Here is a 22,364-nt window from a genome sequence, read left to right on the forward strand (position 1 = left end):
GCGTTCGTTCGGTCCCACTAAACATTCACTCGCGGCGGCTAGTGTAGAGAAAGGCATTTCAAGCGGCCGGTGTAGGTGTCTGTATGAGCAATCCCCCGACCGAGTTCTACTCGGAGGAACGCTGGCAGAACTGGATCGGTCGAATCAAAGACGAAGACATCGATCCGGAGGACGAATCGTCGGCGCGGCTCCTGCTCAATCTGCAGGACGACACGGCGATCGCGATCGCGAAGATCGTCGCCGCCTACGACGACGACGAACTCGATCAGGAGGATGCGCTCGGAGAGATCGCGGACGTCCGCGAAATCGTTCTTAGCGAGGTCGATATCGAAGACGAGGAGAAGCTGATCCTCGTCGACGGCGTCCAGACGAGTCTGGTCTGCGTCTTCTTCGCGGCCGAGGAGTACGTCGCCAACGGACCTGCCGACGAAGGCAGCGTCGGCGACTACCTCGGTGCCGCGGCCGACGCCGAGGCCGAAGAGGATCTCGATGCCGCACTCGGCTACGCGGCCCAGGCGGGGACGCTCATCATCGACGGCAACGAGCTCGACATGACCGTCGCCGAGGACCTCGAGTACGGACTGGTCACGGAGTGGATCAACGGCCTCGACAGCCTCCAGAGCGCGATGAGCGATCCCGAAGTCGTCGAAGAAGACGAGTAACGAGCACGCGCAGCCGCTCGAGCGGCAGGTTTGTTTTGACCGACAGATTCGCCGTTCCGTAGCCACCAGACGTTTACGTTATCACGACTATCCTCGGCTATGTCATTGCGGAGAGACGAGCGCGCAGTGACCGTCCAGATCGGGGCGGTGCTGATGCTCGCGATCGTCTTCGCCGCACTCGTGCTCTATCAGGTCAATGTCGTCCCCGCTGAGAACGGGGCGATCGAGAGCGAGCACAACCAGAACGTTCACGACGAGATGCAGGAGTTGCGGAACGCGATCCGAAACGCAGGCACAACAGGGAACTCACAGTCTGTATCGGTCACACTCGGGACGCAGTATCCGACTCGAACGTTCTCAATGAATCCGCCTGACCCGAGTGGGACAATCGAAACTATCCGACCGGAATCCAACGTAACGATCGTTTCGGGGAACGAAACGGACGAGTACGAAACTCGGTTTCTCGTCTACGAGCCCAACTACAACGAGTACCGCAACGCACCCCGAACTATACTCGAACACTCGCTACTGTACAATCAGTTCGAGCGGGCGAACGTTTCAGTCGGGAGCCAACAACTGATCGGGAGTGAACGGATCACGCTTACGCTTCTCGATGGCAGTCTACAGGAACGGAGTTCGGGAACTGTGTCGGTTCCCGTCGAATCCCTCGATCCGGTTCGAACAACGACACTCGAAGCCGGCTCCAGAATCACGGTACCGACCGAAAGTCCGGAGCGATGGAAGGTCGAACTTGAGTCGACCGAGGGAGCTAGATACGACGAAGCAGGCAGCGGAAACGGAACCGCATCGATCGTCCTAGAAGAAAAATTCGAACTCGATATCGCTCGAGTCGGCGTCGGGAACGGGGGAAGTTCAGACAAAAATTTCGCTATTGGTACCGAACGTACTGGCAACGATTACCGGACGGGTGGCAGTTACGACGTTTCGTTCGATGAACCCTCTGAGAACGTGGAGCAGTGTGACGACGCTGAGAGCTGTGATTATTTCTTCGTGGCTGGAACGACAGCAACGTTCTCGGCCACGGCAACCGCGCAAGCAGCTGCGTTCGATTTCGCTTATACGACGAGCGACGGCGTGACGGTCGACACCTTCAGTGAATCTAGCGAGGACGGTATCGTAGACGTTATCGCCGACGGGAACGGCACGATTGATCTATTCGTTTCGAGCGGTGGTGTCAGTGATACGATTGTCATTGACGTGAGGCCGCCGGACGAAGGTCCCGGTTCCGAAACGGACGGAATCTCGTGGGCGATCACGGACGACACGACCAACAACGTCGCTCAGTACGCCGTTTCGTACAACGTAAGTGCGGAGTCGTTCGATCACGTCCAGATCGAGTTCGACAATATCGATGGCGGAACGACGACGGTCGAGAATCGATCCGACCCTCGTGGGACCGTCGAGTACAGCGAGGGTGGATCCGGCGGAGACTCGTATACGATCACGATAACGGCGTTCGACACCAATGGGAACGTAATCGACACGAGGAACGAGACGGACACGGCGGATGGCGCGAATCCGGACGCAGACGACGACTTATCGTCATCGACGAGTCCGCGACTGAACGGAAGTCGCGTCGACGACTGGAGTCAGCCGAACGACAACTCCGCGCGTTACTTCGTCTCCTACGATGTCGGAAACCGAGACGAGTTCGACCGAGTCGAGGTCAGCTTCAAGAACCGCGATAGCGGTGCGATCACGACCGAGACTGCGACCGACCCCCGCGGTCGACTCGAGTTCTCCGGGAATTCGATCGACGACGAGTTCGGAATCGAACTTCGCGTGTACGATACCGACGGGGTGCTGGTCGACAGCCGGTCGTTCGGTGATACGGCCGACGGAACCAATCCGACTGCCAACGACGATCTGGGCGCGTCAACGAGCCCGCAGTTCCAGTCGGTGTCCGTTACGGACAACGGAAACAACGGTCAATCGAGGTACACCGCTGACTACACCGTCGACAGTTCGTCAACTCTTGGAACCGTCTGGGCGGAGTTCCGAAATCTCGACAACGCGTGGGCGACCGAAATCGCAGAGCAACCGGACGCAGACGGCCAGTTCGTACACGAACCCGGCGGCGGGACCGGTGGCGACGCGTACGAAATCACGCTCCTCGTCTTCGATTCGGACGGTGCCGTCGTCGATCGGTGGTACGACGACAATCCGGGCTAATCTCGACCGACTTGGTTACTCGCGATGGGACTGCGGGATCCGGTGGAGCAGGAGTTCGACAGGTGACGAAATGCCGAACGACAATACCTTGTATCATCACCTGTATTGACGAGACATGACTGCAGTCGGTATCGACGCCGTCGAGATCTGGACCGGGAACCTCAAGCTGGACCTTCCCGGCACGTTTGCCCCGGAGAAGGGCGAAGACCCGGAAAAATACACGAAAGGGCTCGGGCTCAACGCGAGTTCGTTCCCCGATAGCTACGAGGACATCGTCACGATGGGGGCGAACGCTGCCCACCGACTGATGGAACGGAAAGGACTCGAGCCGGCCGATATCGGTCGAATCGATGTCGCAACCGAGAGCGCCTTCGACAACTCGAAGCCGGTTTCGACGTACGTCGCTGGCTGCCTCGAGCAGGTGTACGACGACGACTTCCATCACGCGAACAAGGGCGAGCGGAAGTTCGCCTGTATCGCGGGGACGCAGAGTCTAGACGACGCCTACAACTGGATCCGCGCGGGCCGCAATCGCGGCCGCTCGGCGCTGGTCATCGCGACCGACACCGCACTCTACGCGCGCGGTGACGACGGCGAGGCAACCCAGGGGGCCGGGGCCGTCGCGATGCTTATCAGCGAGGATCCGAACCTCGTCGAACTCTCCGCCGAGCAGGGCTATGGCTCGGCCGACGAGACGGACTTCCTCAAGCCCAACCAGCAGTTCCCGTCCGTCGACGGCAAACGCTCCGTGCAGGTCTACCTCGCACGGATGCGCGAGGCCCTCGAGGACTACGAGAGCGTCGCGGGCGAGGTCCACGAGGAAGACTTCGTCTACGCGCCGTTCCACACGCCGTTCCCGGGCATGGTCCGGAAGGCGGCGTTACTCGCGTTCCGCCACATCACCCGGAACACGGAAATCGAGGACGAACTGGCCGAGGAAATCGGTCGGCAACCCCGACCCGAGGCGTTCGACTCCGACGAGGAGTACCGTGACGCGCTCCGGGAGTACATGGACCTTCTCAAGGACACCGACCGCTACGCGGAGTGGTACGACACGACGATCGATCCGACCCTGACCATCGCCCGCGAGGTCGGCAACTGGTACACGGGCTCCGTCCACGTCGCCCGCGCGAGCGCCCTCAAACACGCTCGAGAGCAGGGCCGGGAGATGACCGGCGAAAAGATGCTCATCGGTTCCTACGGCAGCGGCGCACAGGCGGAGATCCATTCCGAGACGATTCGGGAGGGGTGGGCCGAGGAGATCGACGCCCTGAACGTCGACGAACAGCTCGCGGATCGCTACGAGATGTCGTGGGAGGACTACGAGGAGATCCACGACGCTCACAACCACGAGATGGACGTCGATGTCGAGGAGTTCACGACGCCCACCGAGGAGTTCGTCTTCGACGGCTGGGGCCGTATGGGCGAGCGGAAGTATCGGTACGTGGAGTAGCCTACGTACCTTTTTCCGCCTCGGGATTCCTCGTGGTTCGAGAAACCGTAGGTTTCTCGTCATCACGAAAGACGCTTCGCGCCGTTCGAACGACTTCGCTCGGAACCGCTCTCTGCTCGCGGGCCTTCGGCCCGCTCGCACGGCTCGAGGGACGCCTCGCGTCCCTCGTTGGGCGCAAAAATCTACGCTAAAAAGGCCGCCTCTGCGGACTTCGTCCGCTTCGGCGGTGAACCGCTCGCTTCGCTCGCGGATGCTCGAGGCGTTCACTCCTTCCCCTGAACTGAGCTTTCGTTAAGGGGCATAAAGATGGTCTGTGAGTTGTTCCAGAGTTCTTGGAAATCAAACGGGTTGCATATCGTATCAGTGGACTAATTTATAGGGGTATTGCATACCCGGACATGCCAGACAGTCCCGATCCTCCGGACTGGATCGTCGAGCGACCCGGCTTGACCGCGCTCGCGCTGCTCAGTGGTTTCCTCGCACTGTTCGTCCTCCTCCCGTATCTCCAGTACGTCCTGTTCGGCGTCGTTCTCGCGTACATTCTGCTGCCCGTCCAGCGACGGCTCGAGCAGTACATCAGACCGACGTTCGCAGCGATTGCGGTGGTGATCGGGACGTTACTCGTCGTCCTGATCCCGCTCATCTACGTCATCTCGGTCGCGGTTCGACAGTCGCTTCGGCTGGTCCGCTCGATCAGGCAGGGCGAAATCGACGTCGAGACGGTCGAGGGAATACTCGAGACCAACGGCTACGCGGTCGATCTCGTCGATCTGTACGAATCGAATCAGGGTCGAATCGCGGCCGGCATCCAGGAAGTCACGTCGGGAGCGATCGGTCTTGTCGGTAGTTTGCCGAGTATGTTCATCGGACTGACGGTAACGCTGTTCGTCCTCTTCGCCCTCTTGCGGGATGGGGACCGACTCGTCGCGTGGTTCCAGTGGGTGTTGCCGATCGACGACGAGATTACGGACGAACTTCGCACGGGACTGGATCAGCTCATGTGGGCCTCTGTCGTCGGAAACGTCGCTGTCGCGGCCATTCAGGCGGTGATGCTCGGGGTCGGGCTGGCGATCGCCGGCGTCCCCGCAGTCGTTTTCCTCACCGTCGCGACGTTCGTCCTGACGCTGCTCCCGCTCGTCGGCGCGTTCGGGATCTGGATCCCCGCGGCGGCCTACCTGGTCGCGATAGGGCGGCCGACAGCCGGCGCGGCGATGGCCGTCTACGGACTGCTCGTCACCTTCTCGGATTCGTACCTGCGTCCCGCGCTGATCGGTCGGACCAGCGCCTTCAACTCCGCTATCGTCGTCGTGGGGATCTTCGGCGGCCTCATCGTCTTCGGTGCCGTCGGGCTGTTCATCGGGCCGGTCGTCCTCGGCGGCGCGAAACTCACCCTCGATTGCTTCGCTCGAGCGCGTACCGATCAACCGATAGCCGGGGCCGTCACCGAAGGCGAGGGAAGAGGGGATGGCCCCGGGGAGCCGGCCAGCGAACCGGAATCCGCGACCGAGTCGGACGAGGGCGCGGGTGTTGAATCAGCGACTGATCCGGGCGATAACTCGCGTTCCGACTCGTAATCGAACTACCGACATCGCTACTCGTTCTTCCACTCGCCGGATTTTACGCCGTGAATCTCTCCTTTCGCCTTCCGTCCCCCGGGCCACAGTCCGAGTACGATCACGCTCACGAAGAAGAGGCCGAGAACTGCCGCAACGACCGCACCGTGAATCCCCGGTAACTCGGCGGCTTCCGTCCACTGCTGCTCCGGGGTAAACATCGTGACTTTGAACGCCCAGCCGACCCCTGCCACCGTGAACAGGAGCCCGTACACGCGACGAATACGCCGAGAGAGGGCCTCTCGAGTCGATACCTTGAACGTCGGGTTCCGGAGATCATCGCTCAGTTCCTCGCGCCAGGCCGGATGTTCGACGCCGACGGGCTCGAAGGCGTTCGCGAACACGTTCTCCTGAATGAACCGGACGCGGGCGCGCCAGTGGTCGTAGAACCGGTAGCGGCGGACCTCGTAAAACAGGAAGATCGAGAGGACGAACATTCCGATCAGGAGCAGGAAGGCAGGCATATTCCGACTCGAGAAGACGATCGAGAGCAACGCGGCGAGGAGCGTAATCGCCCAGTCGGTCGTCCGATCGATCCGATCCTGCGCGCTGTTGGCCTGACTGACCTCCCCGCGATAGAAGTGAGGGAGCACGCCGAGCAGCGAGTCGGTGTCGGCCGCGGCCGCCGCCCCGATCTCCTGGTCCCCGGGATCGAGCGGACCGTCTCGAGCGTCCCGTTCCTCCCCGCCGTCTCCCTCGAGTTCCCCGTCTCGGGTCTCGCTATCGTCCGCACGTGTCTCGTCGCCTGCGTCGACCATGCGACCCTCCGACACCGGCGTCTTGTATAGTGGTCCGTGTAGCGCCTGCAGGGTGGCGGAGACGGCGACGACCGGCCCGTCAGTCCGAAACGAGTGCGTTCATAACCCCGTGCCCGCTAGAGACGTGTATCGTGTCTCGGATCGAACGACGCAATCGACGCGGGTGGGGGCGGACGGGAGCGATCGATCGAGACCACCGCTAATCATGCACGGATCACACGCCACGGGGAGCCCGTACGCTCCCCACACGAACGAGGACCGCGCGGCGATGCTCGAGGCGGTCGGTGCGGGAAGTGTCGAAGACCTCTTCGACATTCCGGCCGACGTCGCGTTCGAGGGCCGCTTCGGCATCGACGCACGCACGGAACGGGAAACGCGACGACTGGTTCGATCTATCCTGGGTCGCAACGACGACGTGACCGAACTGCTCGGACGCGGCCACTACGGCTACTACATTCCGTCGCTGGTCGACCACCTCGCGGATCGCTCGGAGTTTCTCACGTCGTACACGCAGTACCAGCCGGAGATCTCACAGGGGTTCCTGCAGGCCCTGTTCGAGTACCAGTCGCTGCTGGTCGAACTGACCGGCCTCACGATCGCGAACTGCTCGATCTACGACGCGGCGACGGCGCTCGGCGAGGCCGCGACGCTGGCCGATCGCGTCCGCGAGACGACGGGCCACCGCGTGCTCGTTCCCGAACTCCTGCGGGAAGAACGGCGGAGCACGCTCGAGAACTACGTGTCCGGTACCGATCTCGCCGTCGAGGAGTATCCGATCGACGACGGGAACGTCGACCTCGCAGGGCTCAAGGCGACCGTCGACGAGGAGGTCGTGATGCTCTACGCCGAGAACCCGACCGTGCGCGGGACGATCGAGGAGCACCTCGCGGCGGTCGGCGACCTCGCTGACGACAACGACGCGCTCTACGCGCTCGGCTCGGATCCGATCGCGCTGTCCCTACTCGAGCGGCCCGTCGATGTCGGTGCCGACGTCGTCGTCGGCGACGCGAGCGTGCTCGGCCTCCCGACGAGTTACGGAATGGGACTCGGCCTCTTTGCGACGCGCGAGGAGTACCTGCGCCAGGTTCCCGGCCGACTTGTCGGTGTCAGCGAGGACGCGACCGACCGCCGGGCGTTCACGCTCACCCTCCAGACCCGCGAACAGCACATCCGCCGGGAACGCGCGACGAGCAATATCTGTACGAACCAGGCCTGGGTCGCGCTCCGAACCGCGATACACGCCGCCGTCCTCGGGCCGACCGGGATGGTCGATCTCGCGAAACGCGACGTCACGCGAGCGCGGGACCTCGCGGAGCGCCTCGACGACATCGTCGGCGTCAAAGCGCCGGTCCACGACCGCCACCACGTCCGGGAGTTCGTCGCCCGCGTCGACCAGCCCGCACGGGCCGTCGCCGAGGACCTCGAGCGACTCGGCTTCGCGGTTCACGTCCTCGGTGACCACGAGATTCAGGTCTGTATCGCCGGCGTTCCCGACGAGCGGATCGACCGCTTCGTCGAAGCCCTCGAGGAGGTGGCACGATGAGTGACGACGGATTCGAGGACCGCGACGCCGCACAGTCGCGCTACGACCAAGCCCGATACATCGAGAACGGTGAGTACGAACCGCTGCTCTCCGAAAAGGATCAGACGCGGGTCGAGATCGGCGATAGTACTGGTGGTGACACCGGCGGCGATAGTGACGGTCGCGATGCCCGACGCGATGCCGACGGATCGCCGCTCCCCGACGACCTGACGCGGGACTCGCTCGAGCTGCCCGAACTCTCCGAACCCGAATTAGCGCGTCACTACACGCGACTTTCGCAGATGATCTACGGGATCGACAGCGGGCCCTACCCGCTGGGGTCGTGCACGATGAAGTACAACCCGAAGTTCACCGAGGACGTGGCCGCGCTTCCGTCGGCCGCCGTTCACCCGGATCGGTCCGAGGAGTCCGTCCAGGGGACGCTCGAACTCCTCTACCGGTTGCAAGACTATCTGGGACGGATCGGCGGGATGGACGCGGTGACGCTCCAGCCGCCCGCCGGCGCGGCCGGCGAGTTCGTCGGGATCCGCGTCGCCGCGGCGTACCACGAACACACCGACGAGGGCCATCGGGACGAGGTCATCATCCCGGAGAGCGCCCACGGGACCAACTTCGCCAGCGCCGCGCTCGGTGGCTACGACGTCGTCTCCCTGCCCAGCGACGACGAGGGACGAGTCGACCTCGAGGCGCTCGAGGCCGCCCTCTCCGAGCACACCGCGGCGCTCATGCTGACCAACCCGAACACGCTCGGGCTGTTCGAGCGCGACATCACCGAAATCGCGGCGATGGTTCACGACGTCGGCGGCCTGCTCTACTACGACGGGGCGAACCTGAACGCCCTGCTCGGCCGCGCTCGGCCGGGCGACATGGGCTTCGACGTGATGCACTACAACGTTCACAAGACGTTCGCGACGCCCCACGGCGGCGGGGGGCCGGGTGCCGGTCCGGTCGGCGTCGTCGACGACCTCGCTCCGTTCCTGCCCGCACCGCGCGTCCGCGAGCGTAGCGAGGTCTCGAAAGGGGGCGATCCGGTCTACGAGCGGTTCGATCCCGAACACACGATCGGCAAGGTCCACGGGTTCGACGGCAACTGGCTCGTGCTCCTCAAGGCGTTCGCCTACATCGCCCGCCTCGGCGACGAGGGACTCGCGGACGCGAGCGCCTCCGCGGTGCTCAACGCGAACTATCTCGCAGAGCTGATCGAGTACGACATCCCCTACGGCCCGTTCCACCACGAGTTCGTCGCCAGCGCCGGCGAACAGGACGCCGCTGACGTCGCGAAACGGATGCTCGACTACGGCGTCCATCCACCGACGACCAAGTGGCCCGAGATCGTCCCCGAGGCCCTGATGACCGAACCGACCGAAATCGAGAGCAAGGACACTCTCGATCGACTCGCCGCCGCGTTCAACGCGGTCGCCGGCGAGGACGATGCGACGCTCGAGGCCGCGCCGGAACGCACTACTGCCCGTCGAATCGACCAGACGAGCGCCGCGCGGAACCCGCGACTGTCGTGGCAGGCGCTTTCGGACGACTCGTAAGCGATCGATCGGTTCGCGGTCTCCGTTCGGCAACCGTGCGGGTATTCGATCGAATCACGGACTCGGTTGTGGCAGCCTGTCGCGGGACTCGCTGGCGTTTCTACTGCGGCAAAACCATCAGCAGAAGATTTTCCGCGAAACGCGGGTCGAGACGACCGGTTCGGAATCGAGTCTATGCCGTGCTCGAGTCGACTGCGGTTCCGTCGTCGCCGATTCGGACGAACCCGTAGTCACAGTCCGGGCAGTGCCACTTGACCTTCTCGCCGAGGTGGAGCGTCGTGCTGGCGGCGCGGTAGAACGTCTTCTCGCCCCCGCAATCGGGACACTCGTGTACGAGTTCCAGAGCCATACGTGACCCTAGAGAGCGAAGCGAGTTTAACGTACTGATTTTCGAGGCCCCGAATCGAATCTCCGGAGCGAACGCGAACCGCGGCGCGTCGAGTGACAGGGAAGTTAAGTGCGATCCCTCCGTCGGTCCAGCCATGTCGATCTACACCGGTCGCGGCGACGACGGGCAGACGGACCTTCGGGACATGACCCGCGTCTCGAAGTCCAGCGCCCGTATCGAGGCCTACGGGACCGTCGACGAACTCAACGCCTTGCTCGGGACGATCCGACCGACCGACCACGACGATATCGACGATCGGCTGGCGGCGATCCAGAACCACCTCCACGTCGTCCAGGCGGACTTCGCGAATCCCGATCCGGACGAGGACGATCCCGCGATCCGTCCCGATCACGTCGAGACCGTCGAGGACTGGATCGACGAGTACGACGACGAACTCGAGCCCTTGACCTCGTTCATCCTCCCGACCGGCAGCGAACGCGGGGCGGCGCTTCACCACGCTCGCACGGTCTGTCGACGAGCGGAGCGGCGGGCGGTCGCGCTCGCGGGCGAGGAGCAGATCAACGAGGACGCGGTCCAGTACCTCAACCGGCTCTCGGACGGGCTGTTCACGTTCGCTCGCGTGGTCAACGCTCGCGACGGCGAACCGGAGGATACGCCGGACTACTAGGTGCAAACGGTCAGGAAATCGGCTTCGATTTCCGCGATAGCTATCCTCGAGACGACGGCTCTAGCCTTCGATATCGGCTCGACTCACTATCGCCCCATCGCGGACCGCGTCTGGCCCCGAACGGCGTGGAATTACGAGCGCTCGGTTTCGGTCATCGGCGGTAATTCGATAGCGACGAGATCGTGTCCCGTCTCTCGTCGGTGGTCGGTTCCGATTCGCGTCGCTTCGTCGCGGCCGTCTGCCGATCGCTCGTACTCACAGCCGTTGCATTCCACGATGAACCGTTTCCGCTCTCGGGAGCCAGAGGCCGTCTCGTTCGTTGCCATACTCTACCAGTCGACGACCGCCCGCTTGAACTGCCCTCCAAAACAGATTGGATTTCGTCACCGATCGACACGGCGCGCGGACCGGATTCCGGTGAATACACTCCCTCTGCTGACCGTAGAGACGACTTCGTTCGTCCGGACGGACTACAGGCCGATGTTCAGCGCGTATCCCACGCCGGCGATGACCAGCACGATCAGGGATGCGCCCAACAGTTCGACGTTCTTGAGGAAGCGGGTCATTTCGCCTTGCTGCGTGTCCTCGGGCACTGCCCAGAAGTCGTGCATGGGCGGCGTCACGACGCTGCTCCGCACGCTCGAATTCTGTTGGTCGCGAAAGAACTATATTCTCGTCCGGCCTCTCTATGGGAGAGAATCACATGAACAAACACTTCCACGACAGCCTATACTACCTGCGACGAGCCGCCGAGCACGCTCGATTCGGTGTAGTGGAGCAGACGGACGGAGTCACGGATCGGGTCCGATCGTCGCTCGGCCGAGAGCGCGACCCGGAACCCGGCCGCGTCGACCGGGTTCGCCAGGACGTGACCGACCTCGAGCAACGAGCCGAAACGAGGGTCTTCACGGCGCTCGATTCCGCGCGTGATCGCGTGAGCCGCTCGAGGGTGGCTGCGGACGACCGCTGAAAGGAAGTCTTAAGTCAAACGCACGGGAATTTCCTCGTGCGGGTTGGTGATCTAGTTGGTTATGATACCTCCTTCACACGGAGGAAGTCGGCGGTTCAAATCCGCCCCAACCCACTACTTCTGTCGCGAGCAAATTCGCGAGCAACAGGATCGAAGTTTCGGATTCGTAGAATCCACTCAGTCGTTCAGACACCGCACGAGCTAAATGGAACTCAGTATCCAACTTCAGCTGCGCGTATTATCACTCTTATAAACTATTTTCATATTGGAGAATTCTGGTGTTGAACGGGAATTCTCGACTGTTCACAGCTGAGTGCAGAAAGCTGATTTACAGCCCACAGCTGGAAAACAGCCGGATCACGTCACGCTCGAGGAAACGGTGAGCCACCTCGACGATCAACGCTACTGGCTGAATGCTGCCGTCAATCCCGTGACAAACGGATTCCTTCATATCCGCCTCTTTCCAACGCGGAAGGAAGGCGTTACCTCGATCTTTCTCTCCGAACTCACCGAGAAACGCGCCGTCGGGAGCGCTGTGTTTCTCATCGATTCCAGCTCATGTCTCAACGCAGCACTCCATCGGCACGGACTCCGATTTCGATACGAAAAACACGGGAACCGGAACATTTCCGAACGCCTATTTTAGGAGACAAAATGGCTCATATACCAGTTTGCGAACCATTTTGGCAATGCCGAACCGACAACCGCTGAAACACGGCTCCAGCGCTACGCATACTGCAGGAATCAGCTACTCTGAACAATGCCTCGGGAGTCAGGGGCCCTCGTGTGCCGACTCCCGCGAGAGAATCGTCGAGAGGATCGCGGTGTGGACCGTTCGGAGGTCCGTCTCTCGGATCGTGGCGGCCGCCTGAAAGCGTTCGCGAGCGGCGGCGATCGTCTGGGGCTCGGCCGCGAGATGGGCGAGGACGAACGCGTCGGAATCGACGCCTCGAGGGGCCTCGAAATCCGCCTCGTCGTACAGTTCTGCGAAGTCCGCCACGACCGCCGAGACGAGCCTGTCGGTCGCGTCGGCACCCGGATCGCCCGCGGGGACCGTCGAGGCGGTCGGATCGAAGTACTCCTCGTAGTCGACGACGCCGGCGTCTTCGTACAGGAATTCGTCGAGCGCGTCGAAGACGTCCTCCGAGAGGTAGACACCGAACAGTTTGTATCCATCGGCGGCCATCACGCTGTGATTTCGTGTCGAACCCCATCAAAGGTTGCCCTCGAGAACCGTGACAGTCGCTGGACAGTCGTTCGTTGGGTCGTCGTGTCGTGGCGACACGAGCGAGCAGTTCCGGCGGAAAGCCGTCGCGACGCGCTCGAATTCACGCGGATCGCGACGACCTCGAGTCCGTCGGGGTGCCGATCGGTGGCCGAACGGAACCACAGCATGCGACTCTAGCGGCCGACCGCTGCTGACGTAACCACCGACATACTCAAACGGCTGTGTTGCCTGTAGTACGACATAATGATGCTGCCAACGCACGCGCTCATCGGGCTGGCCCTCGCCCTCCCGCTTGCCGCTATCGCCCCCGAATTCGCCGGCGTCGCGCTCACTGCCGGCCTGCTCGGTGGTATTCTTCCCGATCTGGATATGTACGTCGGTCATCGAAAGACGCTGCACTATCCCGTCTATTATTCGGTGCTCGCCGTTGCGGTGGCTCCGTTCGCGGTGCTCGTCCCGACGACGGTGACGATTGCTGCGACGTTCCTGTTGCTCGGTGCGGCCGTCCACAGCGTCATGGATATCTTCGGCGGCGGGTTGGAACTGCGGCCGTGGGAGGCGACCTCGAGCCGCGCCGTCTACGACCATCGTCGAGGGCGGTGGCTCGCGCCGCGTCGCTGGATCCGCTACGACGGCGCGCCAGAGGACTTGCTGCTCTCGCTCGCCATCGCCGTCCCGCTCCTGATCGCTCTCGACGGCGTCCTCCGATTAGTCGTGGGAGCCGCGCTGGTCATCGCGGTCGTTTATACGGCCGTTCGACGGCTGCTCCCGACCATCGCGGAAGTCCTCGTCGCGGGATACCTGGTCCGGACGCTCTCGGATCGCCTCCTGGCAGTGCTCCCCGCTCGGTACGGACCCGAACGCGGGAAGTGACCGACTTTCGCGCTGGGAGTGACCGATTCCTGCGCTGGTAGTGTTCGCCGAGCGGCGGCGACCGCAGACTCGTCTCCTTTCAGTATCGTTATGCGCCTCGACTGCAATCTGCTACCAAACCAATGCAGACATCGGTAGCCAGCGAGGCCGATCGCGGTGTCCGGTACGCGATCCTCGCCGTCCTCGTCGTCGGTTTCCGTCGGCGTGATCCGGGGGCGGTTTTCAACGCAATCGTCTCGATCGCGGCGACGTTTCTTCCCGGAGCCGTCGAACGCCGATACGACGTGACGTTCAGGCCGTGGCAACGCGCGTATCTGAGTACGGCGATGCTCACTCACGCAGTCGGAATGCTGGGTCCCTACGATGACATCTGGTGGTGGGATCACGTGACCCACACGCACTCGGCGACGATTCTCGGCGGACTAACCTTCGCCGCGGCCCGTCGCCGCGGGCGCGACCCGCGGCCCTGGGTCGTCGCCATCGTCGCCTGCGCAGGGGTGCTGTGGGAGGTCGCCGAGTACGCTATTCACGCGACCGCCTCTCGCCTCGGACTCGAACCCGTACTCGTTTCGTATGGGGCGGCCGACACGTTCTTCGACCTCGTCTTCGATATCGTCGGCGCTCTCGTCGTGGCCGTACTCGGTGACTCCCTCCTCAAGAACCTGATATCGACTGACGAGAGCCCGTCGTCGACTTCCGATTCACAGCCCTGACGACGGACGCTTCGTCCGCGTCCCGGTCGGCTGTTTCTGGCCGTAACCGCCGATTGTCGATCGAGGGGAACTCAGGCGCTGTACGCAGCGGCTGTGTCGTCCAGCCGGTACCGGCGTTCACACGACGCTGGCACCGTGCGTTCACACGAGATCGCCGCTTCCGCGTGCGGACGGATTGGCCTCGAGCGTCGGTATTTCTCCCGTTTCGGCGAGACTCTTGAATCGGCGTAGCGCCGTTTGGGCGATCGTCTTCGGGACGATTCCCAGTCGCTGCACCACTGCGGCTCCCAGTTTGCCGCCGGGCGGATCGAACTGCAACTGAAGCGTCACTTGGGTCCCTCGATCCCCCGGGGCCGGCCGAAAGCGAACTTCGCCGTCGGCCGGAATCGTCGCTCCCTCGAGCGACTCCCACCGCAGGAGTTCTCCGGGCCGGTCGTCCACGATTTCCGTCTCCCAGGTCAGGGACGGTCCCCGTGGCGGGTGTACTTCCCAGTGATGGCGGTCTTCGCCGGCCTCCGTCACCTCGGCGACGGGACCCATGATTCGCGTCAACTGCTCCGGATCGCGCCAGTACGCTGTGAGTTCGTCCGCAGGGACGCCGACCGTGATCGTCCGATCGACCGTCATCGGTCCCACAGCACCGCCGAGGGTCGGTCCATCGAGCTCTTCGGTCGCTACTGAACCGAGCGTCCTGAGGGGGCGGCTCGCACCGCTCAGTCCTCGAGCGACGAGCCAGCCGCCGCCCAGTGCCATCGCTCCGCCGACGAGCGACCGTCGCCTGAGTCCGGCGACAACCAGTGCGCCGCCGAAAGCCGTGGCGGCCAGTCGTTCGCCACGACCGATGGAGTGGTCGCCACGAGCGCGTTCCGATTCGGTCGTCTCACCGTCCGAGTCGCCAGGGATCGGCTCCGTTACGTGATCGCTCATGCTGTCACAAGTGCGTCGGTTAGTTCGAACGAGCGAACGGCCGCTCGCCGGCGCAGTAGCGGCTCATCGGTCGGTGAACCCTCCGTTTCCCTCGATCGCGTCGGTTCCACCATCAAATGGGGCCGTGTCGGTACCACCGTCGAATGGGGCCGTGTCGGTCTCGTTTCGGAATAGTTCACACGGCAAACAGGACGGCGGTGATATTGTAGCTTACAACTGCAAATGCAACGCGTACCGGTGTTCGGTCGCCGACGATACCAGCAACCGGGCCGTTCGAGTCGCGTGGGACCCGTGTACTGTACACGCCAACCCAATGTCACCAGTTGATCGTTTCGCAATTTCCCTCGATCCGATAGACGATTTAGGGCACGGACTGCTCCCTCTCTCCAATCATATAGTTCATTTGATTGCTACCGTACGATACTATTATTTATATTTTACAAGAACAACTCTTGCGGGAGATTCCTTCGGACGGGAAGAGGCAATACGAGACCGTCGAGACGAATCGATTCGACGACGAAAGACACCGACGGGAGAGGGATACAGTTATTGAGTTCCCCCGGGAGGGCGTCCATCGACCAGCGGGTCAAACAAAGGTCGCTGAACTATCTCCGCTTGGAGTACTGTTATGTGTATGCTATGTACGGGATACTGTCGGCAGCACCGAACGAATTGCACGAACCGATTCAGTCGTTCCGGATCGGCATCGCTCAGCGGCTTAGATCTCCCGAACGTAGGCGTACTCGTCCGAGAGCGCTTCGGCGTCCTCGCGGAGCAGAGCGACGACGAGACAGTCGACGTGCTCCTCGAAGTACTCGATGAGATCGGCGATTCGGGTCGAGTCGATCGCCTCGAGTGAATCCAGGAGCATGAACGGAACGATTTCGTAGACGTCGTGAACCAGATAGCCTGCGAGTGCGAAGACCAGTCCGGTGACTTCGCGTTCGCTCTCCGAGAGGTGATCGACGGTATCCTCGTACGTCGCTCCGTCGTCGGTCGACCGAACGATGTGCAGGTCGAACGCGGTCCGCGTGACCTTCTGCCGCCCCTCCCGGACCGTCTTCTCACGACGATCGATCCAGATGCGGTCGATGTTTCGGTATTCGAGGATCGACAGGATCGACTCCATGTGCTCGTTGAACGCGTCGACGGCGTTTTCTTCGATCCGGTCGACGCGCGTCCTGAGGTCGGTCAACTCTGCTTCGACGCCCTCGCGGCGGTCCTCGAGTTCGCTTCGCTCCTCGATTTTGTCCTCGATCTCCTCGATTCGGGCCTGGACGTCGTCTTGGTCGTCCTCGAGTCCCTCGAGTTCGAGCTCGAGACGGTTCAGTTCGCGGTGGGTGTCGATAACGTCGCCGTACTCCGCGTTTTCGAACGCTTCGGCCTCTGATTCGAGCTCGTCGATACGTGCCTGTTGCTGTTCGACTTCGGTGTCGAGTTCCTCGATGCGCTGTTCGCGGCGCTCGAGTTCGTCGTCGATCGCCGACAGCCGCGTTTCGATTTTCCCTCGTCGCTGTGTTCGCTCGCGAATCTCCTTCCGACGCGAGGAGAGTTCGTCGATCTGTGCTTGCAACTCGCTTCGTTCCTCGAGCTGTTCCTGGCGGAGCGATCGCAATCGCTCGAGCGTCGATTCGATCCGGTTGCGGCCGACCTGCGAGCCACACGTCCAGCAGACGACGTCGTCGTCCGCAAGGAGTTGTTCGGTAATGTCGCCGTCGTCTTCGTCCGCCGATTCGACGTGGTCCTCGAGATCCAGCTCGAACCCGTCGTCTGCGAGCCGTTCCTCGTTGAATCGGATCACGCTCTGCAGTTCGCTAACGGTCGTATCGAGCGACCGCTTTCGGGCGCGAAGCTCCTGAATCCGCCCTTCGAGCCGATCCGCCGACTCGTGATCGTCGTCAAAGGCCTCGAGTTCCGCCTCCAGCTCGTCGCGTTCCCGCTCGAGTTCGGCGTAGCTCTCCCGTTCGGTCTCGAGATCGTACTCGATGGACTCGAGTTCGGTCCGCGCCGTCTGGAGGTCGGCGAACGCCGATTCGATCTCCGCTTTCCGGTCGCGGCTCGCCTCGACGTCGAGATCGAACGCCTCGAGTTCGTCCTCGAGATCGGCGATTTCCTCAGTTGTCGTTTCGATCTCGTCCTCGAGTTCCCGTTTCTTCGACTCGAGCCCCGGGAGTTCGGAATCGAGTTGTTCGAGCCGCTCGAGGCGATCGTCGAGGTCGCGTTTTTCGGCCTCGAGGGTGGAAATTTCGGCTTCGATCTCGTCCGTATCGATCGGACGCATGATGAGTTCGCGAAGCTCGTCGCCGCGTCTCACTGCCCGGCGTGCTTCGTTGGATTCGAGCAGGAAGGCAAAGAGGTCCGCGAGTTCCGGATCGTCGAGATAGGGATCACCGTCGAAGACCACTTCGCCGTTGCGTCGCTCGAGGTATCGCTCGTATTGTTCACCGTCGAATTCCAATTCGGCGCGACCGGCGTCCGCATCGCCTTTCAGCGAGGAGCGCCGACTGCCCAGCGCGGCCATGATCGTCTGGAGAAACGACGTTCGGTTCGTCGCGTTCCGTCCAGTCAGGACGTTGACGCCGGGTTGAAGCGTTACCTCGCTACTATCGATACCGCCGATATTCTCCGCGAGAACGGTAATCGACGAGGTGACTGACTCTGGAGATGACACGAGGGTTATTTCACGCCGCCGGCTATAAATGCTATGCGGTAACGGCCGTTTTTCCGACGTGTTACGTTATGACATCTCCCCGCTCTCACAGTCGCAGCCGCCCTGATCGAGCAACTCGGCGACGGAATAGTCGGTTCCGCAGTTCCCGCAAATGGTCCGGACATCGACGAAGACGTCGTACTCCCGGTCCGTAATTTCCTCGGCGTTTCTCAGTTCCTCGAGCGTGGATTCCGTGACGACTTGCGTTCGGCCGGCGAGTCGCTGAACGGTCTCTTTCTTTCGTTCGAGTCGGTCCTCGGTGTCCTCGTCGGGAAGGGACGCGTCGCGAACGTTCGTGAGATACGTATAGATCGTCTGATGAGTGACGAAATCGGAGCGGACGGCGTCGATGTCGACCCCTGATCGTTCCAGTTCGCGACGCTTTCTAACCGCGTCCGAGCGCGACACGTCATCGTCCGTTAACGTTCGATAGAGCGTTTCGATATCGGAATCGAGTACCGATCCGCCCGCATCGCGGAGGGCCGCTCGGAGGACGGCCTTGTTGAACTCCGTCGCGAGGTCGCGGAGACTCGTTCGGTCCGTTCCGTCGCCGATCCACTCGGTCTCGAGGCGATCCCCCCACGACTCGAGGTCGTACTGGTCTATCACCCGCTCGATTTTGGTCCGACGCCCACCGCTCGAGTCGTCTGTCATACCGGAAATCACTGACGCCTATCGTACAAGTGTTGCGGTTACCGCAATAGGACCCTGGCCACGTACACACTCGACTATCATATTAGTATCGGAAACGGTCTGTAGTACGATTTTGTAATCTATCGAATACGAGACGGCTCCGATCGACAATATGTATGTTTGACGATACGCTGTCGTCTGCCGATGAAACGTGCAATACAAGCGCGATTACAACCCGATGGAACGCGGTCCGTCATGGGAGGAGACTTCCAATCATCGCGCTATACCTATTCGTACGCTGACCTCTCAACCGTGGTCCCGGTTGGCGGAGCGGTCCCCAGAGAGTAGCGGCAGCGGGTACCGATCGCCGGCGGTTTGTTGGCCACTCGCAGGCCGTCGGCCACCGGCGGTTACAGAGATAGGGCTGTAATTGTGTTGGCTCGATTTTCGGATCCTCCTCGGGACGAGGCCCCGTCGCGGTTCGCGGACGAACCGCCGTTTGGTGCCGTTCGAACGTGAGATTTCCGTTTGCGCGATCGTGTAACGGGTCCGGTCGGCGATAGCCGCGAGGAGCAGCGTGTTCACGGTGTCCGAACGGGGTGTCGCGTTCGTTCGTCCTCCGATCTGAACGCCCGGTTCTCGCTGTCGAACGCTACTCAGTCGGTCGACGAGTAGAGTGGTGGCGAAGACTGCGTCGCAGGCCATCGGTTCGACCGCCGCAGGTCGGATACCCGCTCCGATAGACGGCGTCTGCTACTACCGGCTGGGTCGCCGATGAAACCGGCGAGATCAAAACGTTGTTTCCCATTACCGAACGGTGTGCGACCCGGCTGGCTCGAGTCGTTCGCTCCGATTCGATGGACAGACCCGTGGCGGCTCCTGTCGACGAGCGACGGCGAATTTTCAGCGCGATATCGACCGGCAATTGCTGTTCGTCGTCGTGGAGATTCCGTTTCACGCCCGTCGTCGCTGAAGGGGAATAAGTTTAACACGGCCCTTCCCAAAGGGGGAGCCATGACAGCTCCCGAAGAAGTAGTGGGACAGACGTATCGATGTCCAGATTGTGAGGGGAAACTCTCGTTCGAACGGCGATCGTGGGGATGTGTCGATTGCGGTCACGTTCCGCGTCACGCCGCGGATTGATCACGGATTTTTGGTACAGACCGGCTCTCTAACGGCGTGAATCGGCCGATCAGAAGCGTACACTTTTGTCGATCCGCTGGCGACACACGAGCACAACAATGGATGAAGACGCGCTCGAGTATCACCGTGCCGATCCGCCGGGCAAGATCGAGATTTCGACGACGAAACCGACGAACACGCAACGCGACCTCTCGCTGGCGTACTCGCCGGGCGTGGCCGCGCCGTGTCGAGAGATCGACGCGGACGCGGACGACGCCTACCAGTACACGACGAAGGGCAACCTCGTCGGCGTCGTCTCGAACGGCTCGGCCGTGCTCGGACTCGGCGACATCGGTGCACAGGCGTCGAAACCGGTCATGGAGGGCAAAGGCGTCCTGTTCAAGCGGTTCGCCGACATCGACGTGTTCGATATCGAACTCGACCTCGACGAACCGGACGCGTTCGTCGAATCGGTCGCCGCGATGGAGCCGACGTTCGGCGGTATCAATCTCGAGGATATCGCGGCTCCCCACTGCTTCGAAATCGAGAAACGCCTCCGAGATCGGCTGTCGATCCCGGTCTTTCACGACGACCAACACGGCACCGCAATCATCAGCGGGGCTGCGCTGCTCAACGCCGTCGAAATCTCCGGCAAGGACCTCGAGTCGCTCGCGGTCACGTTCGCCGGTGCGGGTGCGGCCGCGGTCGCGACGGCCAAGTTCTACGTCTCACTGGGTGTCAAACGAGAGAACATCACGATGTGCGATATCGACGGGATTCTGACCACTGAACGGGCCGAGTCCGGCGATCTGAACGAGTATAATCGGGAGTTCGCCAGCGACGTACCCGAAGGCGGCATCGCGGAGGCGATAGCGGGCGCGGACGTCTTCGTTGGCCTCTCGGCCGGCGGCATCGTCAGTCAGGAGATGGTCCGATCGATGGCCGACGACCCGATCATCTTCGCGATGGCCAACCCCGATCCGGAGATCGGCTACGAGGACGCCAAAGACGCCCGCGACGATACGGTTATCATGGCCACCGGCCGCTCCGACTACCCGAATCAGGTCAACAACGTCCTCGGTTTCCCTTTCATCTTCCGCGGCGCACTCGACGTGCGTGCGACCGAGATCAACGAGGAGATGAAAGTCGCGGCGGCGTCGGCGCTGGCCGAGCTGGCCAAACAGGACGTGCCGGACTCGGTGGTGAAGGCGTACGGCGATCGGCCGCTCCAGTTCGGCCCGGACTACATCATTCCGAAGCCGCTGGATGCGCGCGTCCTCTTCGAGGTCGCCCCCGCAGTCGCGCGGGCAGCGATCGATTCCGGCGCGGCCCGTGTCGACCTCGACGTCGACGAGTACGTCGAAGCCCTCGAGGCGCGACTCGGCAAGTCCCGAGAGATGATGCGGGTCGTGTTGAACAAGGCGAAATCCGATCCGAAGCGCATCGCGCTGGCCGAGGGGACCGACGAGACGATCGTACGGGCGGCCTCCCAGATCGTCGAACGAGGCATCGCTGAGCCGGTTCTGATCGGCGACGAGGACGAGGTTCGAAGCACGGTCACGAATCTCGGCCTCGAGTTCGAACCGGACGTCGTCGACCCCGAGGGCGGCGAGTACGAAGCGTATACCGAACACCTCTACGAGCGACGGAAGCGCAACGGCGTCACTCGCCGCGAGGCAGCGTCGATGATCCGCGACGACACCAACTACTTCGGCAGCGTCATGGTCGACCGCGGCGACGCCGACGCGATGCTGACGGGACTGACGAACCACTATCCGTCGGCGCTCCGGCCGCCCCTGCAGGTGATCGGCACGGCCGACGACGCCGACTACGCCGCCGGCGTCTACATGCTGACGTTCAAGAATCGTGTCATCTTCGTGGCCGACGCGACGGTCAATCAGGCTCCCGACGAGGACGTCCTCGAGGAAGTCACTCGCCACACCGCAGCGCTGGCTCGCCGGTTCGACGTCGAGCCTCGCGCCGCCCTCCTCTCGTACTCGGACTTCGGCAGCGTCGACAACGAAGGGACGCGGAAACCTCGCGAAGCGGCCCGTCGGCTCCGTGCTGATCCCGGCGTCGACTTCCCCGTCGACGGGGAGATGCAGGCCGACACCGCCGTCCTCGAGGAGATGCTGACCGGCACCTACGAGTTCAGCGATCTCGAGAAACCGGCGAACGTGCTGGTCTTCCCGAACCTCGAGGCCGGTAACATCGGCTATAAACTGCTCCAGCGGCTCGGTGGGGCCGACGCTATCGGCCCGATGCTGGTCGGGATGGACGAACCGGTTCACGTCCTCCAGCGGGGCGACGAGGTCAAGGACATCGTCAACCTCGCGGCCGTGGCGTCGGTCGACGCGCAGGACGACGAGTCCTGATCGGCGGACCGGCTATCGTCGTCAGTCGTCGTTC

Annotated in this window: 18 protein-coding genes, 1 tRNA gene and 1 pseudogene; 12 read left to right on the forward strand and 8 right to left on the reverse strand. The window is 62.4% G+C overall.

What is annotated here, in order from left to right; translation table 11 throughout:
- Nucleotides 1–83: 83 nt before the first annotated feature.
- From LDH74_RS06725 to LDH74_RS06740, 4 genes are all read left to right on the forward strand, one after another.
- Nucleotides 84–662 carry a DUF2150 family protein gene (locus LDH74_RS06725; protein ID WP_226041747.1) on the forward strand — a complete coding sequence of 193 codons (579 nt, stop codon included), beginning with the start codon at nt 84–86 and terminating at the stop codon, nt 660–662.
- Nucleotides 663–761: 99 nt separating this feature from the next.
- Nucleotides 762–2,855, forward strand: coding sequence for a hypothetical protein (locus LDH74_RS06730; RefSeq protein ID WP_226041748.1), 2,094 nt, complete (start codon nt 762–764; stop codon nt 2,853–2,855).
- 115 nt (nt 2,856–2,970) lie between these two features.
- A complete protein-coding gene (hmgB, locus tag LDH74_RS06735) occupies nt 2,971–4,308 on the forward strand; it encodes a hydroxymethylglutaryl-CoA synthase (protein ID WP_226041749.1) in 1,338 nt (445 codons plus the stop codon).
- Nucleotides 4,309–4,706: 398 nt separating this feature from the next.
- Nucleotides 4,707–5,882 (forward strand): AI-2E family transporter, encoded by a 1,176-nt coding sequence (locus LDH74_RS06740; RefSeq protein ID WP_226041750.1) that lies wholly within the window; start codon nt 4,707–4,709, stop codon nt 5,880–5,882.
- Between the two features lie 17 nt (nt 5,883–5,899).
- Here LDH74_RS06740 and LDH74_RS06745 read toward each other — a convergent pair whose 3' ends face one another.
- Nucleotides 5,900–6,679 carry a DUF2270 domain-containing protein gene (locus LDH74_RS06745; RefSeq protein ID WP_226041751.1) on the reverse strand — a complete coding sequence of 260 codons (780 nt, stop codon included), beginning with the start codon at nt 6,677–6,679 and terminating at the stop codon, nt 5,900–5,902.
- Between the two features lie 205 nt (nt 6,680–6,884).
- Here LDH74_RS06745 and gcvPA point away from each other — a divergent pair, with 205 nt between their 5' ends.
- Entirely contained in the window at nt 6,885–8,222 is a 1,338-nt protein-coding gene (gene gcvPA, locus LDH74_RS06750) for an aminomethyl-transferring glycine dehydrogenase subunit GcvPA (protein WP_226041752.1), read from the forward strand.
- Nucleotides 8,219–9,763 carry an aminomethyl-transferring glycine dehydrogenase subunit GcvPB gene (gene gcvPB, locus LDH74_RS06755; RefSeq protein WP_226041753.1) on the forward strand — a complete coding sequence of 515 codons (1,545 nt, stop codon included), beginning with the start codon at nt 8,219–8,221 and terminating at the stop codon, nt 9,761–9,763. The genes gcvPA and gcvPB overlap by 4 nt, the downstream gene beginning before the upstream one ends.
- 172 nt (nt 9,764–9,935) lie before the next feature.
- Here the strand turns inward: gcvPB and LDH74_RS06760 are convergent, their stop codons facing one another.
- A complete protein-coding gene (locus LDH74_RS06760) occupies nt 9,936–10,112 on the reverse strand; it encodes a hypothetical protein (RefSeq protein ID WP_226041754.1) in 177 nt (58 codons plus the stop codon).
- A gap of 133 nt (nt 10,113–10,245) precedes the next feature.
- On the opposite strand from LDH74_RS06760, the gene LDH74_RS06765 reads away from it, so the two are divergent.
- Nucleotides 10,246–10,779: a cob(I)yrinic acid a,c-diamide adenosyltransferase gene (locus LDH74_RS06765; RefSeq protein ID WP_226041755.1), complete on the forward strand. Its 534-nt coding sequence runs from the start codon at nt 10,246–10,248 to the stop codon at nt 10,777–10,779.
- Nucleotides 10,780–10,910: 131 nt separating this feature from the next.
- Here LDH74_RS06765 and LDH74_RS06770 read toward each other — a convergent pair whose 3' ends face one another.
- Nucleotides 10,911–11,105, reverse strand: coding sequence for a hypothetical protein (locus tag LDH74_RS06770; protein WP_226041756.1), 195 nt, complete (start codon nt 11,103–11,105; stop codon nt 10,911–10,913).
- Nucleotides 11,106–11,249: 144 nt separating this feature from the next.
- A pseudogene (locus tag LDH74_RS06775) lies at nt 11,250–11,405 on the reverse strand (quinol oxidase); the annotation flags it as partial.
- Nucleotides 11,406–11,482: 77 nt separating this feature from the next.
- Between LDH74_RS06775 and LDH74_RS06780 the strand changes: the two are divergent.
- Both LDH74_RS06780 and LDH74_RS06785 read left to right on the forward strand, forming a co-directional pair.
- Nucleotides 11,483–11,749 carry a hypothetical protein gene (locus tag LDH74_RS06780; protein WP_226041758.1) on the forward strand — a complete coding sequence of 89 codons (267 nt, stop codon included), beginning with the start codon at nt 11,483–11,485 and terminating at the stop codon, nt 11,747–11,749.
- Nucleotides 11,750–11,789: 40 nt separating this feature from the next.
- Nucleotides 11,790–11,863: transfer RNA gene (locus tag LDH74_RS06785), tRNA-Val, on the forward strand.
- 658 nt (nt 11,864–12,521) lie between these two features.
- Here the strand turns inward: LDH74_RS06785 and LDH74_RS06790 are convergent.
- Nucleotides 12,522–12,938: a hypothetical protein gene (locus tag LDH74_RS06790; RefSeq protein ID WP_226041759.1), complete on the reverse strand. Its 417-nt coding sequence runs from the start codon at nt 12,936–12,938 to the stop codon at nt 12,522–12,524.
- A gap of 282 nt (nt 12,939–13,220) precedes the next feature.
- Here LDH74_RS06790 and LDH74_RS06795 point away from each other — a divergent pair, with 282 nt between their 5' ends.
- Together LDH74_RS06795 and LDH74_RS06800 are read left to right on the forward strand one after the other, a co-directional pair.
- A complete protein-coding gene (locus LDH74_RS06795; protein ID WP_226041760.1) occupies nt 13,221–13,850 on the forward strand; it encodes a metal-dependent hydrolase in 630 nt (209 codons plus the stop codon).
- Between the two features lie 122 nt (nt 13,851–13,972).
- Complete coding sequence (locus LDH74_RS06800) at nt 13,973–14,563, forward strand: hypothetical protein (RefSeq protein ID WP_226041761.1); 591 nt, start codon at nt 13,973–13,975, stop codon at nt 14,561–14,563.
- Nucleotides 14,564–14,704: 141 nt separating this feature from the next.
- Here LDH74_RS06800 and LDH74_RS06805 read toward each other — a convergent pair whose 3' ends face one another.
- The 3 genes from LDH74_RS06805 to rdfA form a co-directional block, all read right to left on the reverse strand.
- Nucleotides 14,705–15,490 carry an SRPBCC family protein gene (locus tag LDH74_RS06805; RefSeq protein WP_226041762.1) on the reverse strand — a complete coding sequence of 262 codons (786 nt, stop codon included), beginning with the start codon at nt 15,488–15,490 and terminating at the stop codon, nt 14,705–14,707.
- Nucleotides 15,491–16,208: 718 nt separating this feature from the next.
- Nucleotides 16,209–18,161, reverse strand: coding sequence for an archaea-specific SMC-related protein (locus tag LDH74_RS06810; RefSeq protein ID WP_226041763.1), 1,953 nt, complete (start codon nt 18,159–18,161; stop codon nt 16,209–16,211).
- A 66-nt stretch (nt 18,162–18,227) separates the two neighbouring features.
- A complete protein-coding gene (rdfA, locus tag LDH74_RS06815) occupies nt 18,228–18,854 on the reverse strand; it encodes a rod-determining factor RdfA (protein ID WP_226041764.1) in 627 nt (208 codons plus the stop codon).
- A gap of 1,220 nt (nt 18,855–20,074) precedes the next feature.
- Here rdfA and LDH74_RS06820 point away from each other — a divergent pair.
- Entirely contained in the window at nt 20,075–22,330 is a 2,256-nt protein-coding gene (locus LDH74_RS06820; RefSeq protein WP_226041765.1) for an NADP-dependent malic enzyme, read from the forward strand.
- Nucleotides 22,331–22,364 lie beyond the last annotated feature (34 nt).

It is taken from the genome of Natrinema sp. DC36, from assembly GCF_020405225.1.
Lineage (GTDB): Archaea > Halobacteriota > Halobacteria > Halobacteriales > Natrialbaceae > Natrinema.